This is a genomic window from Salmonella sp. JXY0409-18, from assembly GCF_020268625.1.
Lineage (GTDB): Bacteria > Pseudomonadota > Gammaproteobacteria > Enterobacterales > Enterobacteriaceae > Salmonella > Salmonella enterica.
In genome coordinates, this window is sequence record NZ_CP084216.1 from 4,007,278 (window position 1) to 4,021,469 (window position 14,192).

The 14,192-nt window shown below is 53.2% G+C and carries 10 protein-coding genes; 5 read left to right on the forward strand and 5 right to left on the reverse strand.

The annotated features are described in order from the left end of the window. Positions 1–62: 62 nt before the first annotated feature. Positions 63–1,415 (reverse strand): metalloprotease PmbA, encoded by a 1,353-nt coding sequence (gene pmbA / locus LDB27_RS19520; protein ID WP_000852994.1) that lies wholly within the window; start codon positions 1,413–1,415, stop codon positions 63–65. A gap of 95 nt (positions 1,416–1,510) precedes the next feature. Here pmbA and yjgA point away from each other — a divergent pair, with 95 nt between their 5' ends. Further along, positions 1,511–2,062: a ribosome biogenesis factor YjgA gene (gene yjgA, locus LDB27_RS19525; protein WP_000166287.1), complete on the forward strand. Its 552-nt coding sequence runs from the start codon at positions 1,511–1,513 to the stop codon at positions 2,060–2,062. Positions 2,063–2,168: 106 nt separating this feature from the next. On the opposite strand, the gene mpl is transcribed toward yjgA, so the two are convergent. Beyond that, positions 2,169–3,542 (reverse strand): UDP-N-acetylmuramate:L-alanyl-gamma-D-glutamyl-meso-diaminopimelate ligase, encoded by a 1,374-nt coding sequence (mpl, locus tag LDB27_RS19530; protein WP_001219832.1) that lies wholly within the window; start codon positions 3,540–3,542, stop codon positions 2,169–2,171. Between the two features lie 174 nt (positions 3,543–3,716). Between mpl and fbp the strand changes: the two genes are divergently transcribed. From fbp to LDB27_RS19550, 4 genes are all read left to right on the forward strand, one after another. Then, on the forward strand, positions 3,717–4,715 hold the full coding sequence (gene fbp, locus LDB27_RS19535) for a class 1 fructose-bisphosphatase (RefSeq protein WP_000853764.1): 999 nt from the start codon (positions 3,717–3,719) through the stop codon (positions 4,713–4,715). A gap of 226 nt (positions 4,716–4,941) precedes the next feature. Next, positions 4,942–5,472 (forward strand): inorganic diphosphatase, encoded by a 531-nt coding sequence (gene ppa, locus LDB27_RS19540; protein WP_000055079.1) that lies wholly within the window; start codon positions 4,942–4,944, stop codon positions 5,470–5,472. Between the two features lie 409 nt (positions 5,473–5,881). After that, positions 5,882–7,045, forward strand: a complete 1,164-nt coding sequence (locus LDB27_RS19545) for a metallo-dependent hydrolase (protein WP_000977205.1) — start codon at positions 5,882–5,884, stop codon at positions 7,043–7,045. Further along, positions 7,042–8,250, forward strand: a complete 1,209-nt coding sequence (locus LDB27_RS19550) for an MFS transporter (protein WP_000203136.1) — start codon at positions 7,042–7,044, stop codon at positions 8,248–8,250. Before LDB27_RS19545 ends, LDB27_RS19550 begins: the two co-directional genes overlap by 4 nt. Before the next feature lie 54 nt (positions 8,251–8,304). Here the strand turns inward: LDB27_RS19550 and LDB27_RS19555 are convergent, their stop codons facing one another. Genes LDB27_RS19555 through tamA form a run of 3 tightly spaced genes read right to left on the reverse strand, consistent with a single transcriptional unit; the run spans position 8,305 to position 14,161 of the window. Continuing rightward, on the reverse strand, positions 8,305–8,649 hold the full coding sequence (locus LDB27_RS19555; RefSeq protein ID WP_001219167.1) for a gamma-glutamylcyclotransferase: 345 nt from the start codon (positions 8,647–8,649) through the stop codon (positions 8,305–8,307). A 2-nt stretch (positions 8,650–8,651) separates the two neighbouring features. Continuing rightward, positions 8,652–12,431, reverse strand: a complete 3,780-nt coding sequence (gene tamB / locus LDB27_RS19560; protein WP_000060823.1) for an autotransporter assembly complex protein TamB — start codon at positions 12,429–12,431, stop codon at positions 8,652–8,654. Continuing rightward, entirely contained in the window at positions 12,428–14,161 is a 1,734-nt protein-coding gene (gene tamA, locus LDB27_RS19565; protein ID WP_001120237.1) for an autotransporter assembly complex protein TamA, read from the reverse strand. The genes tamB and tamA overlap by 4 nt, the downstream gene beginning before the upstream one ends. Positions 14,162–14,192: the final 31 nt, after the last annotated feature.

The following is a 14,192-nucleotide window of genomic DNA, read 5'->3' on the forward strand; positions in this document are numbered from 1 at the left end:
ATACCCTGAATAATTCGAGTTGCAGGCAGCCAACGCGCCTGCAGCCTGAAGTATGACGGGTATTATTGTCCGGCGATTTTCATCTCCGGTAACAATACCGAACCGCACTGTATATTACTGCGCGTTTCAATATCATCACCCACGGTGACAATATTACGCCACATCTCTTTTAAATTACCGGCAATGGTAATTTCACTTACCGGGTACTGGATTTCACCATTTTCAACCCAGAATCCCGCAGCGCCGCGGGAGTAGTCGCCGGTAATACCGCTGACGCCCTGGCCCATCAGTTCCGTCACCACCAGGCCGGTGCCCATCTCTTTCAGTAACTGCTCAAAGTTCAGCCCCTGCCCGGCGATACGCCAGTTATGAATGCCGCCAGCATGACCGGTACTTTTCAGCCCCAGTTTGCGGGCGGAATAGTTGGTCAGCAACCATTGCGTCAGTACGCCATCCTTCACAATGTCCCGGCGCTCTGTACGCACGCCTTCGCTGTCGAACGGTGAAGACGCCAGCCCTTTTAGCAGATGCGGGTGTTCTTCGATGGTTAACCATTCCGGCAGAATTTGTTTGCCCAGCGAGTCGAGCAGAAAAGTGGATTTACGGTATACCGCGCCGCCGGCAATCGCCCCGACCAGATGACCAAATAGCCCTGTCGCCACTTCATTGGCGAAAATGACCGGCGCTTTCATGGTGGAGAGCTTGCGCGGCGACAGGCGGGATAAGGTACGGCGCGCGCACTCGGCCCCGACCCATTCCGGCGCTTGCAGATCCGCCATTGCCCGACCGATGGTGTAAGCGTAATCACGCTCCATATCGCCGTTCTCTTCAGCGATGACGCAGCTTGAGAGCGAATGGCGCGTGGAGCAATATCCCTGCAACATGCCGTGGCTGTTGCCGAACACTTTAATGCCGTAATGGCTGTTAAAGCTCCCGCCTTCGGTATTGGTGATGCGTTTATCCGCCTTTAGAGAAGCCTGTTCCGCACGCGCGGCCAGTTCAATGGCTTCGTCTGGCGTAACCTCTGCCGGGTGGAACAAGTCCAGATCCGGCGCGTCAAACGCCAGCAGTTCTTTGTCCGCCACGCCTGCGCACGGGTCCGGCGACGTGTAACGCGCGATATCCAGCGCGGCCTGCACGGTACGGGCAATCGCCTGCGGGCTTAAATCCGTCGAAGAGGCGCTGCCTTTGCGGTTCTGGTGATACACCGTAATGCCCAGCGCGCCGTCGCTATTAAATTCGACATTCTCTACTTCACCATAACGGGTGCTGACGCTAATGCCGGTGGTCTTGCTGACGGCGACTTCCGCCCCATCCGATTTGCCTGAGGCTAACTCCAGCGCTGTCGAAACTGCTTCTTCCAGAATCTTACGCTGCGCTTCAACTTGTGAGATTACTTTCATTGCAAATGCCATAATGTAGAGAGAGTTTCTCTGAAGTCTAACAGAGAACCGTTTTTCAGTGCGCATCTTAACTGGTAACATTAGCCTCTTTTTTTAAGGAGCCTGACATGACAAAGCAGCCCGAAGACTGGCTCGACGACGTTCCCGGTGATGACATCGAAGACGAAGACGATGAAATTATCTGGGTCAGTAAAAGTGAAATTAAACGCGATGCCGAGGAATTAAAACGCCTGGGCGCGGAACTGGTGGATCTGGGGAAAAACGCGCTGGATAAGATCCCGCTGGACGCCGATCTGCGCGACGCCATTGAACTGGCCCAGCGAATCAAAATGGAAGGACGCCGCCGCCAGTTGCAGCTTATCGGAAAAATGCTGCGCCAACGCGACGTTGAACCTATTCGCCAGGCGCTGGACAAGCTGAAGAACCGCCATAATCAGCAGGTGGTGCTGTTTCACAAGCTTGAGCATCTGCGCGATCGTCTGATCGTCGAAGGCGATGACGCGGTAGCCGAAGTACTGACCCTGTGGCCGCACGCCGATCGTCAACAGCTTCGTTCATTGATCCGCAATGCGAAGAAAGAGAAAGAAGGCAACAAACCGCCGAAATCAGCGCGTCAGATTTTCCAGTATCTGCGCGAGCTGGCGGAAAACGAAGGGTAATTTTACACGTTGGTAGCGTCTGCCGGATGGCGGCGCTGGCGCCTTATCCGGCCTACAGGAATGTACGTATTGTAGGCCCGGTAAGCGCAGCGCCACCGGGCATTTTTTACTCCACAACCAGTGCTTTTTTCGCCAGCCCATCCAGCAATTTCTGATGGATGCCGCCGAAACCGCCGTTGCTCATCACCAGGATGTGATCGCCAGGCTGTGCGGTTTTCACCACCATTTCCGCCAGCGTATCGACATCGCCACTCCAGTGAGCAGGCTGTACGCAGGCTTCAGCGACTTCCGCCACTTGCCACGGAATATGCGGCGGCTGCAGCAGGAACACTTCATCCGCACGCCCTAACGACGGTGCCAGGTCATCCTTGCATAACCCCATCTTCATCGTGTTAGAACGCGGCTCCAGCACTGCGATAATGCGCGCGGTGCCGCCCACTTTACCGCGCAGCGCCGCCAGCGTGGCCAGAATTGCCGTCGGGTGATGAGCAAAATCGTCATACACCGTCACGCCGTTCGCTTCACCGCGCAGTTCCAGACGGCGGCGGGCGTTAATAAATGACCCCAGAGCACTGGCCGCTTCTGCGGGCGCGACGCCCACGTGGCGCGCGGCGGCAATCGCCATCAGACCGTTGTGCATGTTATGTTCGCCGACCAGGCCCCATTTCACATCGCCGACTTTTTCGCCGTCCAGCCACACTTCCCACTCGGAAGCATCCGTAGTCAGCTTCTTCGCCTGCCAGTGTCCCTGCTCGCCCACCAGCTCCTGCTCGCTCCAGCAGCCCAGCGCCATGGTCTGTTTCAGGTTGATGTCGTTTTCCGGCCAGATGATGCGCCCCTGCCCCGGTACGATGCGCACCAGATGGTGGAACTGCTTCTGGATCGCTTTCAGATCGTCGAAGATGTCGGCATGATCAAACTCAAGGTTGTTGAGGATCAGCGTCCGCGGGCAGTAATGCACAAATTTAGAACGTTTATCAAAGAACGCGCAGTCGTACTCATCCGCTTCGATAACAAAGAACGGGCTCTCGCCCAGGCGCGCGGAAACCTCAAAGTTACCCGGTACGCCGCCAATCACAAAGCCCGGTTTGTACCCGCACGCTTCCAGTATCCAGGTCGCCATGCCTGCGGTCGTGGTTTTGCCGTGGGTACCGGCGACCGCCAGTACCCAGCGATCGCGCAACACAAAGTCGTGCAGCCACTGTGGACCAGACATAAAGGGAATGTTTTTTTCCAGCACCGCTTCCACGCACGGATTCCCGCGCGTCATCGCATTGCCGATAATCACCAGATCCGGCTGCGGATCGAGCTGGCTGGCGTCATAACCCTGGATCAGATCAATGCCTTGCTTCTCAAGTAAGGTACTCATCGGCGGATACACATTGGCGTCCGAACCCGTTACTTCATGACCAAGCGAGCGAGCCAGCATCGCCAGCCCCCCCATGAAAGTGCCACAAATTCCCAAAATATGAATGCGCATACGTCACTATCCTTTTTTTATCTGCGAGCCATTTTACGCACATGTCTGGCAAGTGAGAAACGCATTTCAGGTAAATCTGTACTTTGCTGGCGCGATTCACCTGAGCGCATCATCTGAAATGTTTGTTAAGATTGTTACGGTCGCTTTACTCCAATCAATTGCAGGGAAAGTGTTATGAAAACGTTAGGTGAATTTATTGTCGAAAAGCAGCACGAGTTCTCTCAGGCTACCGGTGAGCTCACTGCTTTGCTGTCGGCAATAAAATTGGGCGCCAAGATCATCCACCGCGATATCAACAAGGCCGGTCTGGTCGATATCCTGGGTGCCAGCGGTGCTGAGAACGTACAGGGCGAGGTTCAGCAGAAACTCGATCTGTTCGCGAACGAGAAACTGAAAGCTGCACTAAAAGCGCGCGATATTGTAGCGGGCATCGCATCGGAAGAAGAGGACGAAATCGTCGTCTTTGAAGGCTGCGAACACGCGAAATATGTGGTGCTGATGGACCCTCTGGATGGCTCTTCTAACATCGACGTTAACGTCTCTGTCGGTACGATTTTCTCGATTTATCGCCGCGTGACGCCCGTCGGCACGCCGGTCACCGAAGAAGATTTCCTGCAACCCGGCAACAAACAGGTCGCTGCGGGATATGTCGTGTATGGCTCGTCCACCATGCTGGTTTACACCACTGGCTGCGGCGTACATGCTTTCACCTACGATCCGTCGTTGGGCGTGTTCTGTCTGTGCCAGGAACGTATGCGTTTCCCGGAAAAGGGTAAAACCTACTCCATTAACGAAGGCAACTACATTAAATTCCCGAATGGCGTGAAGAAGTACATCAAATTCTGCCAGGAAGAAGATAGTTCAACAAGTCGCCCTTATACCTCACGTTACATTGGCTCTCTGGTGGCCGATTTCCATCGCAACCTGCTGAAAGGCGGCATCTATCTCTACCCCAGCACCGCCAGCCATCCGCAGGGAAAACTGCGTCTGCTGTATGAGTGCAACCCGATGGCGTTCCTCGCAGAACAGGCCGGCGGCAAAGCAAGCGATGGTAAAGAACGTATTCTGGATATCATTCCGGAAAGCCTGCACCAGCGCCGCTCGTTCTTCGTCGGCAACCGCCATATGGTTGACGATGTGGAACGCTTTATCCGCGAATACCCGGACGCGTAATCTTTACCACCATGCGGAATAACGCATGAAGCCGCCATTGGGCAATAACATGTCCGATGGCGGCGTTGCCTTATCAGGCCCGTGATTTTTTCGTTTCTTAACCTTTGTAGTTCATGCTCCGCAACGACGCGCCAGATGAGGCGGAAACGAAAACAAGCGAAGACTTTCGGCGTGAGTTGGCTATAATACTCGCCACTTGTTTGTCATAAATTCAAAGGAAACAGACATGAGCTTACTCAACGTCCCGGCGGGTAAAGAACTGCCGGAAGATATCTACGTCGTTATCGAGATCCCGGCTAACGCAGATCCGATCAAATACGAAGTTGACAAAGAGAGCGGCGCGCTGTTCGTTGACCGCTTCATGTCCACCGCGATGTTCTATCCGTGCAACTACGGTTACATCAACCATACCCTGTCTCTGGACGGCGACCCGGTAGACGTTCTGGTCCCGACGCCGTACCCGCTGCAGCCAGGCGCCGTCATCCGTTGCCGTCCGGTTGGCGTACTGAAAATGACCGACGAATCCGGTGAAGATGCGAAACTGGTTGCCGTACCGCACACCAAACTGAGCAAAGAGTACGATCACATTAAAGATGTGAACGATCTGCCGGAACTGCTGAAAGCGCAGATCACTCATTTCTTCGAGCATTATAAAGATCTCGAAAAAGGCAAATGGGTGAAAGTTGACGGTTGGGACAACGCCGAAGCGGCTAAAGCGGAAATCGTTGCCTCCTTCGAGCGCGCAGCGAAGAAATAAGTCCGCTTTTACATAAGCGTCAAGATAAAGGCTCTCATAGTAATGAGGGCCTTTTTATTGGCTAATGAATAGAACACAATTTTTATCATTATTAGTTTAACATTCACGGAATGAATAAGACTTTACCTTATTTTTTATTAAAAAGGGTTGAATACGCTCACATTTTCTCTAAAAAGCTTAAGATAATAATTGTTTTGTGAATGCCCGCAGACTCCTCTGGACTTACGCCCTAAATATTAGCAAGCGCCAAATTCTTATTTAGTGCATAGGCCCGATTACCTTTTTAATAAGGTATCCTAAGCTCTCCCTACCAATAACCGTATTTTTAATCCAACATAATATCCGCTCAAAACACACTTTTTAATATATTTTTAAGGGCTGCCATAATTATTTACTATTTTAAGAGATTATGATGAAAAATGATATATTAATTACCGGTGGACATATCATCGATCCCGCTCGTAATATTAATGAGATTAACAATTTACGCATCATTAACGATATTATCGTTGATGCCGATAAATATCCTGTAACTTCGGAGACCCGGATTATCCATGCCGACGGTATGATCGTCACTCCCGGTCTTATCGATTATCACGCGCATGTTTTTTATGACGCGACGGAAGGCGGCGTCAGGCCTGATATGTACATGCCGCCGAATGGCGTCACCACCGTCGTGGATGCAGGTTCTGCCGGTACGGCAAACTTTGATGCCTTCTACCGAACGGTGATTTGCGCCAGCAAAGTTCGAATCAAAGCGTTTCTGACCGTGTCGCCGCCGGGCCAAACCTGGTCACAAGAAAATTATGATCCTGACAACATTGATGAAAATAAGATCCACGCGCTGTTTCGCCAGTATCGCAATGTTCTTCAGGGATTAAAACTCAAGGTTCAGACTGAGGACATTGCTGAATATGGCTTAAAACCGCTGACTGAATCCCTTCGTATTGCCAACGATTTAAGGTGCCCCGTGGCAATACACTCGACTCATCCCGTCGTTCCCATGAAAGAACTTGTCTCCTTGCTACGCCACGGCGATATTATCGCTCATGCGTTTCACGGCAAAGGTAGCACCATTCTTACTGATGAAGGCGCTGTCTTAGCCGAAGTCCGTCAGGCAAGGGAAAGAGGCGTTATATTTGATGCCGCCAATGGTCGCAGCCATTTTTCAATGAACACGGCACGCCGGGCCATCGCCAATGGCTTTCTTCCGGATATCATCAGTAGCGATCTCTCAACCATCACTAAACTCGCCTGGCCTGTTTACGCCTTACCATGGATTTTATCGAAATATTTAGCACTCGGCGTCGCGCTTACCGATGTCATTAACGCCTGTACCCATACCCCAGCAGTTTTATTGGGCATGGCAGCAGAAATTGGTACGCTGGCCCCTGGGGCATTTGCCGATATCGCCATCTTTAAATTAAAAAACAGGCATGTTGAATTTGCCGATATTCATGGTGAAACGCTCACGGGGACGCATGTGCTGGTACCACAAATGACCATAAAATCCGGTGAGATATTATTTCGTCAAATTGATTTTGGCGCGCGGCCAAACGGAGTTGAAAAATGACCTCAATGCAAAAATGGCTACGGATCGGCGCGACATTAATGTTCGGCCTTTTTGTTGCTTATCTTGACCGTTCTAATCTTTCCGTTACGTTACCTACGATTACACACGACCTGAATATTGATGGCGCAACGGCCAGCATTGTATTAACCATATTTCTTATTGGCTATGCCTTTTCAAATATTTTTGGCGGCGTATTTACCCAGCGATACGATCCGAAAAAAATAGTCATTCTGATGGTGCTAATCTGGTCGATTGCGACCGTTTTTGTCGGATTTACCTCGTCAGTGTACGTTATTTTGATTTGTCGGCTGGTGCTTGGCATTACCGAAGGCATTTATTGGCCGCAGCAGTCCCGCTTCGCCAGCGACTGGTTTTCAGACAAAGAACGGACGCAGGCGAACAGTATTATCCAGTATTATGGACAGTTCCTGGCATTAGGCCTGGGATTTATGATTTTGTCCCCGCTGGATGCTGCCTTCGGTTGGCGAAATGTTTTTATTATCACTGGTGTGATCGGCATTGTTGTCGTGGTTCCACTTTATATAACAATGCTGAAAAAACAGGAAGAAGCGCCTTATTATCGTGCGCCGGCGCCAACAGAGCAAACTAAACTTACCCTGGAATCGCTGGGCGGAACCCCCTTCCTACTCCTTATTTTTACCTACATCACTCAAGGGATGTTGTTCTGGGGAATTACGTTATGGATCCCCATGGTTGTCAATTCTCTCGGCTATACTGGATTCAGTAAAGCATTGGTCAGTTCTCTGCCTTATCTGACTGCGGTTATACTGGCAATCCCTATCTCATGGATCAGTGATAAGACACAAAAACGTGTACTTATTGCTTCACTGGGCCTACTAATCCCCGGCGTGATGTTATTTCTCCTGCCATTTGTCGATGCGCCAGGCTTTAAAATCACGCTCATTACCCTGGCGATGGGTTATTATGCCGCCAGCTTTACCCCCAATATCTGGTCGATTATCCAGTCGCACGTTAAACCCCATGCGATTGGCCCAGCCTCCGGTATTATTAATGGCATCGGCGCTGGCGGCGGCGGTACGTTGGCAGGCCTAATGGTCGGCTATTTTTACCGGACAACCGGCAGCTACATGCAGGGATTTATGGTTCTCGGATGCATTGTTATCCTGGGCGGCGCGTCATTATTGATCTACGGCAGAATAAGAGCTCACCATGCCCGGCGCTAGCGCCATCAGCCAGAATGTAAAAAAACAACGCCACCCGAGGGTGGCGTGTTCAGTTCAGGGCTGGTTTCTGTCTAACCAGTCACCGCTTTCAATCAGAGTTAACCCATCAACAGGACGTTGATATACATACATCCATGCGCTGCCGTAAGGCGTCTGGATTAACTGGCGTGCGTATTCACCGCCCCTGGTGCGCAAAGCATCAAGTTCGGCCAGCGTGGCGTTATCAATTCGATAAACTTCACCGTATACCGCTCCGTTTCCCGGAACTGCGCCTGGATAGTGGCCCAGACTATACAACTGGTAGTTATCGATACGGTAATCGCCAAGCAATTGGGCATTGGTCATCCAGTGACTGTTGCCTTGTTTCTGTCGTAAACTGCCATAGACAAATATTCGCATTGCTAAAACTCAAACTGATAGAGCAAATCAAGTGCCTGATCTACGCCAGACACTGCTTCCAGATATAGCTTAGGCATCAGGCGATAACGTAACGTGAGCGTCGCCAGAGAGTCAAATATCCCTACACCATACTTCACCTGTAGACCCGGCAGTACATAGCCGCTGACCACAACCTGAGACGAATCGCCCACCCCTTGCGTGTCCAGCGCCAGATTACTTACGCCGAATGTCTCTCCGATTTTACCCACAACCTGACCACTTTGCGCAACCCCCAGGCCAATAAGCATGGAGGTCATTGCTGCGCTATCACTCTGATTGCTGTCCAACCCCTGCCCACGCAGCAGATAAGAAAGCGCTTCAGCCTGCGGCATCGCCGGATCGGAGAAGATTTCCGCTTTGGGTTCATCAGCAGTGCCTGTGACACGCACGCCCGCAATGACATCGTCTTCGGTGGCGTCAGGGTTACGGATCGCTTCGATATTGAGCAGCGGCTGATCCGGCGGGCCGGAGAACAGCAGCTCGCCTTTACGGACAAGCAGGTCCTGGCCGTAGGCGCGGAATCGGCCGTCAGGAATATTGATTTGACCATTCAGCCCCAGTCCCTGCTTATCCTGCGCGACTTTCAAATCGCCGGTCAAACGCGCTTTAAGCCCGAAGGCGTCGATGCGCACGTTGTTGCCGACGTGGACCGTCAGATTACTGTTGATGGGAATAGACGCTGTCTGCGGCGTTTCTGGTTGCAGGTCATTATTGAGCATAACCACATCGCTGGAGACGCCAACCGCGCTCTCCGGCAGGTCGTGCACCACAATTCGCGCCCACGGAACGTCCACACGCCCATCCAACGTGAACAGCGAAGGCGTCGCGTCAAAGACCACATCCGGCGAGACATCCAGGCGCACCATCGGCGGAACGGTAATCCGCACCCGGCTGCCTTTCGCCGTCACCCGCGCGCGCCAGTTGTCAATCTGGCTCCAGTCGGCGTTACCGTTCAGGTTAATTTGCCCTTGTTGTGTTCGCACGATACCGGCGAGCGTCGAACGCGTACCGCTAAAGTTCATGGTGAGCTGGCTCGGCTGCATCTCAAACGGCATAAAATTACCGTCAATATCCAGCGCGCTAAGCTGCAACTGACCAAACAACTGCGGGCTTTGCACATCGCCGCCCAGACGTAGCCTGGCGTTTAACATTCCCGCCGCTTTTTCGCCGCGCGAAAAGACAGGGTTGACCATCGCCAGATTGAGATTGCGCATGTTGACGTTACCGCCGAGATTGCGCCGCCCCTGAGGATCGGTTACCTGCACCTGGCCATCGAATTGACCATTGTTCGTCAGGCGAATCAGCCATCCCAGCTCGGCGCGATTATTATGCAGTTCGGCGCTGAGGTTCAGCGTCTCAAACGCGACCGGTAACGGCGCGTCATTGACGGTCTGCGTGACCTTCACGTTACGACCGGAAAGCGTGACCTTCCCCTGCGGCAATCCCTCCTGGGTGGTATCCCACGACACGTCCGCTTTCCCGCTAAAGACCCCGCTGGCCTGAGTGGTATCAGGCATAAATGGCTTCAGCATCGCCAGATCAAAGCGGTTGAGATTGACCACCGCCCGCCCTGCGGCGCCCGCATCAATGGTTTGCGGGATGCACAGCTCGGCGTTCGGGTTCAGCCAACAATGCGGCCCGATACTGATTTTCTGTTCTTTATTACGGTAGTCCAGCGCAATCGCGCGGGTTAACGACCATGGCCCCACTGGCGTCTGGAAACGGGTGTCGCTTAACGTCCCTTTCCAGCGCGCCGCCTCGCGATCAAAACTGCCTGTCAGGGAGAGTTGACCGGATACCGGTTCTCCCTGAACACGGAGCTGTAGCTGATGCTGCTTCTCGCTGCCTTTGGCGTCAAGCGTCACCAGATTGATGTTAACGTCGGGCTGCGAAATCCGCTCTACGCGAACGTTGAGATGGCCCGCTATCTGATCGGTGGATTTAATATCGCCCTCAATGCGCGCCTGGGCGACAGACAGCTCCTGCCAGCGCAAGCCGCGGGCGGTGATATCCGCCAACAGCTGCGGCGCTTCTACCGTACCGCGGACTTTAACGATTCCTTTTGCCATGCCGCCCAGTCCTGGCAGCGCATTATCCAGCCCTGGCGCATCGATGGCGGCGTCAAGATTCAGCTCCTTAACGCCAAGCTCGCCTTTTATATCGGCGCTGTTTGGGCCCAGCGCAAGGTGCAGCCCCGGGATCGTCCACTGCATGTAGCTGTTGCCCTTTAGCGTCCCGTTGACGTTAACGCTGTTCTGCTTCACATTGCCGGTCAGCTTGAGCTCCGGGACATCCATCTGCCAGGTGCCGCCGTAGAGGCTGCCTTTGGTTTTCATGACGCCGTTAAGCTTCGCGGGCCAGTCCGGGATCTCTTTAGCGGTATTGATGCCATTCAGCGTCAGTTCGCCACGCCAGCTAATCGCCTGCTGCCAGTCCACCAGCGCTTTCAGTTCGGTTTTTCCCTCCAGAGCGGCGACGGTGAGTTTATCGAGATTAATCTGCCGCTCATTCCCTTTGGCATCCAGCGTGATGGTCGCCGGCGGAATATCTTGTCCTTTCACGGCGGTTCGCATCGACAACGTATAGTCGGTCATCTTACCGCTCAGTTTGAGCTTCAGATCGTCAGCCTGAAACTGGGTATCACCCGTCAATGGCCAGGCAATGCGTTGGCTGACGACCTCAAGATTGAGCGGTAAACCGGCCTCCGCCAGCCGCGTCTGGGCGCGAAGCGCGACATCCATCGGCCCGGAAAGGTTCACCCCGACCTCCAGTTGTTCGCGTAACGCGCCGCCGACCTTGAGTTTTATCTTTTCACCCTTTAGCGGATCGATATTCAGCGTACTGTTGAGCGTAATATCGACCGGCCAGTTATTGGCGAGCTGCGCCGTACCGGAGGCTTTCACCGTGCCCTGGTTGGCGTCGATATCCAGAGTATCCAGCTTCATATTACCGTCGATACTGCTGACTTTAAGCAGCATCGTGCGCACCGTCAGATCGGTATCGCCGGTGATGCGTAGCTGCTCGCCGCGAAATGACTCGATATTCAGATTGAGCGGCAGGTGAACATCGGTCATCTCCGGCATTACCGGTTTTGCAAACAGATCTTTTAGCGTTTCGCCAAGCGGCTTTTCATCCGGTTGAGGTTTCTCGATTTTGGGTTCAACCACCTCTTCCTGCGCCACGTCAGCGACCTTCGGCAGAGCGATCAGCAGTCCCTGAAGCCGCGTCGGTTTCAGGGTCAGGTTTTTCTCCTGCCATGCCAGCCCGGAGGTAAAATCCAGCACCGAAACGGTAGTGTCATCAATCTTGATATTGATGTTATTCAGCGCCACGCGCGACAGCGTGATGGGCCAGGGGGTGGAGAGGTTCAGCGGTCCGCTTTCTTCCTCTTCTTGCGCCGGTTCGGAAGGCGGCATTTTTTTGCTGTCGATAGCGACATTGATGTCTTTTAGCGCCAGATCATTGACGCACAGGCTACTGCGCCACAGGCAATCAAGCCCGACGGCCAGATGAATTTCGCCCGCATTCACCGCAACGCCCGGCTGCTCATAGCGGATATTTTTTAACGATAAGTCCCGCCAGCCGCCGGTGACCTGCCCAATCTCCAGCCCCGGCACCCAGCGGTTCGCCGCACTGAATACCAGATGCAGCCCCGTCGTCGTCCCGACCAGAAACGCAACGCTCGCCAGTAACACCACAATGAAAATCAACACGCCGAGGCTTATTTTCTTCCATAAACTCATAATTCAGGCCCCAGACCGATATAAAACTGTAAACCGTGTTCGTCTTTGTCGCCGACCGGTACGGCAAAATCGAGTTTGACAGGCCCAACCGGCGACGCCCAGCGCACGCCGACCCCGGTCCCGGTTTTGAAATCGCTGCGGCGAATATCACTCACCGCCTCGCCGCTATCGACAAACACCGCCCCCCACCATTTGCCGGTGACGTTATACTGGTACTCCAGCGATCCGGTTGCCAGTTTTGAGGCGCCTTTAAGATTGCCGTCGCTATCTTTAGGCGAAATAGATTTGTATTTATAGCCGCGAATACTGCGGTCGCCCCCGGCGAAGAAACGTAAATCCGGCGGAACTTTGTCGAAATCACCGGTTTCTATCCAGCCCAAATTGGCGCGCATCACAAAACGGTGGCGATCGTACAAAGTCCGAATCCAGACGTTTTGCGCCTGCAGTACGGAGAAATCCACGTCGGAGCCCCAGGCCGTATTCGAATAGTCTACTGAATAGCGCTGCGAATCGCCCCAGGTTGGCATCAGTCCCCCTCGCGAGCGGGTTCGGCTGATCATCACGCCCGGGTAGAACAGCATGGTGGTATTGGTGACGTTCCCCTGGGTAAAGTGGTCGAAACTCCAGCGCAGGTTAATCGCCCGCTGCCAACCGCTGGAAAGGTCCCAGTAACGCGACACGGCAAGCGTGGTCGAGTCCTGCTCCGTATCATTCAAATCGGTACGTTTAAAACCGCCCTGTACCAGATAGTATTGCTCCAGCGGGTTTTTCAGCAGCGGCATTTTATAACTAAAATCCAGCACCTGTTCCGGCGCAGAAATACTGGTGCTGGTGGTCAGGCTATGACCGTAGGAGTTCATCCACGGTTTTTTCCACGACGCTTTCACGCGCGGCCCGACGTCGGTGGAGTACCCCACCCCAGTTTCAATCGTGTTTTCGGTTCGCGGCGATACCACGCCTTTTAACGGCAGAATTTTTGTTTTACGCGATTTCTCAAATTCCGGCGCCACCACGACAGAATTAAACCATCCGGTAGCGGAAAGTCGGCGGTTTAGTTCCGCCAAATCTTTCGACTCGTACTCATCGCCCTCTTTAAACGGCAACAGATTTTGTAAATATTCATCACGAATCTGCGAACCTTCGAAGGTGACAGGCCCGAAGCGATAGCGCTCACCGCTATCATAATCAATATCCCAAAACGCCTGATGACGGCCCAGAGCAATTCCCAACTGACTTTTAACGAATTCGCTGTCGAAATAGCCTTTACGTAGCGACACGCTGGTTAACGACTTTTTAAAATTGTCATAGTCTCCCTGGTTCAGCACCGTGCCGATTGCCGGACGCGTTTTCAGTAAGGCCAGATAATCTTTGTCCGTGCGCGCGCCGCCGCGTAAAATGACTTCTGTACCGCCAATCAACACCGGCTGGCCGGGCGTAACCCTGGCGATTAATACCTGCCGTCCTTTCGCAGGCGGTGGAAGCAAGTCGAATTTGATAGTGGGTTCGTAATAGCCTAACGCTTTAAGCCCTTCGCGAATCGCATCATCAACTCGGGCGCGAAAGCGCCGATCCGGCGTCACCTCATCGCTCTGAATCGTAGAGAGCTGTGCGCGAACGTTTTTTTCCAGTTCTCCGGATAGCCCTTCGACTTTCAGACGAACATTTGCGGCTACCGCAGAACTGCTCAGGCACAGTAAGCTAACCCAACATAACTGACGGATATGTGGCACATTTTCTCCTGAATATCCCCTATTCCCACCC

Excerpts from the sequence above, each read along its gene's own strand:
- pmbA (WP_000852994.1), bottom strand. The coding sequence starts at position 1,415 with ATGGCATTTGCAATGAAAGTAATCTCACAAGTTGAAGCGCAGCGTAAG.
- yjgA (WP_000166287.1), top strand. The coding sequence starts at position 1,511 with ATGACAAAGCAGCCCGAAGACTGGCTCGACGACGTTCCCGGTGATGAC.
- mpl (WP_001219832.1), bottom strand. The coding sequence starts at position 3,542 with ATGCGCATTCATATTTTGGGAATTTGTGGCACTTTCATGGGGGGGCTG.
- fbp (WP_000853764.1), top strand. The coding sequence starts at position 3,717 with ATGAAAACGTTAGGTGAATTTATTGTCGAAAAGCAGCACGAGTTCTCT.
- ppa (WP_000055079.1), top strand. The coding sequence starts at position 4,942 with ATGAGCTTACTCAACGTCCCGGCGGGTAAAGAACTGCCGGAAGATATC.
- LDB27_RS19545 (WP_000977205.1), top strand. The coding sequence starts at position 5,882 with ATGATGAAAAATGATATATTAATTACCGGTGGACATATCATCGATCCC.
- LDB27_RS19550 (WP_000203136.1), top strand. The coding sequence starts at position 7,042 with ATGACCTCAATGCAAAAATGGCTACGGATCGGCGCGACATTAATGTTC.
- LDB27_RS19555 (WP_001219167.1), bottom strand. The coding sequence starts at position 8,649 with ATGCGAATATTTGTCTATGGCAGTTTACGACAGAAACAAGGCAACAGT.
- tamB (WP_000060823.1), bottom strand. The coding sequence starts at position 12,431 with ATGAGTTTATGGAAGAAAATAAGCCTCGGCGTGTTGATTTTCATTGTG.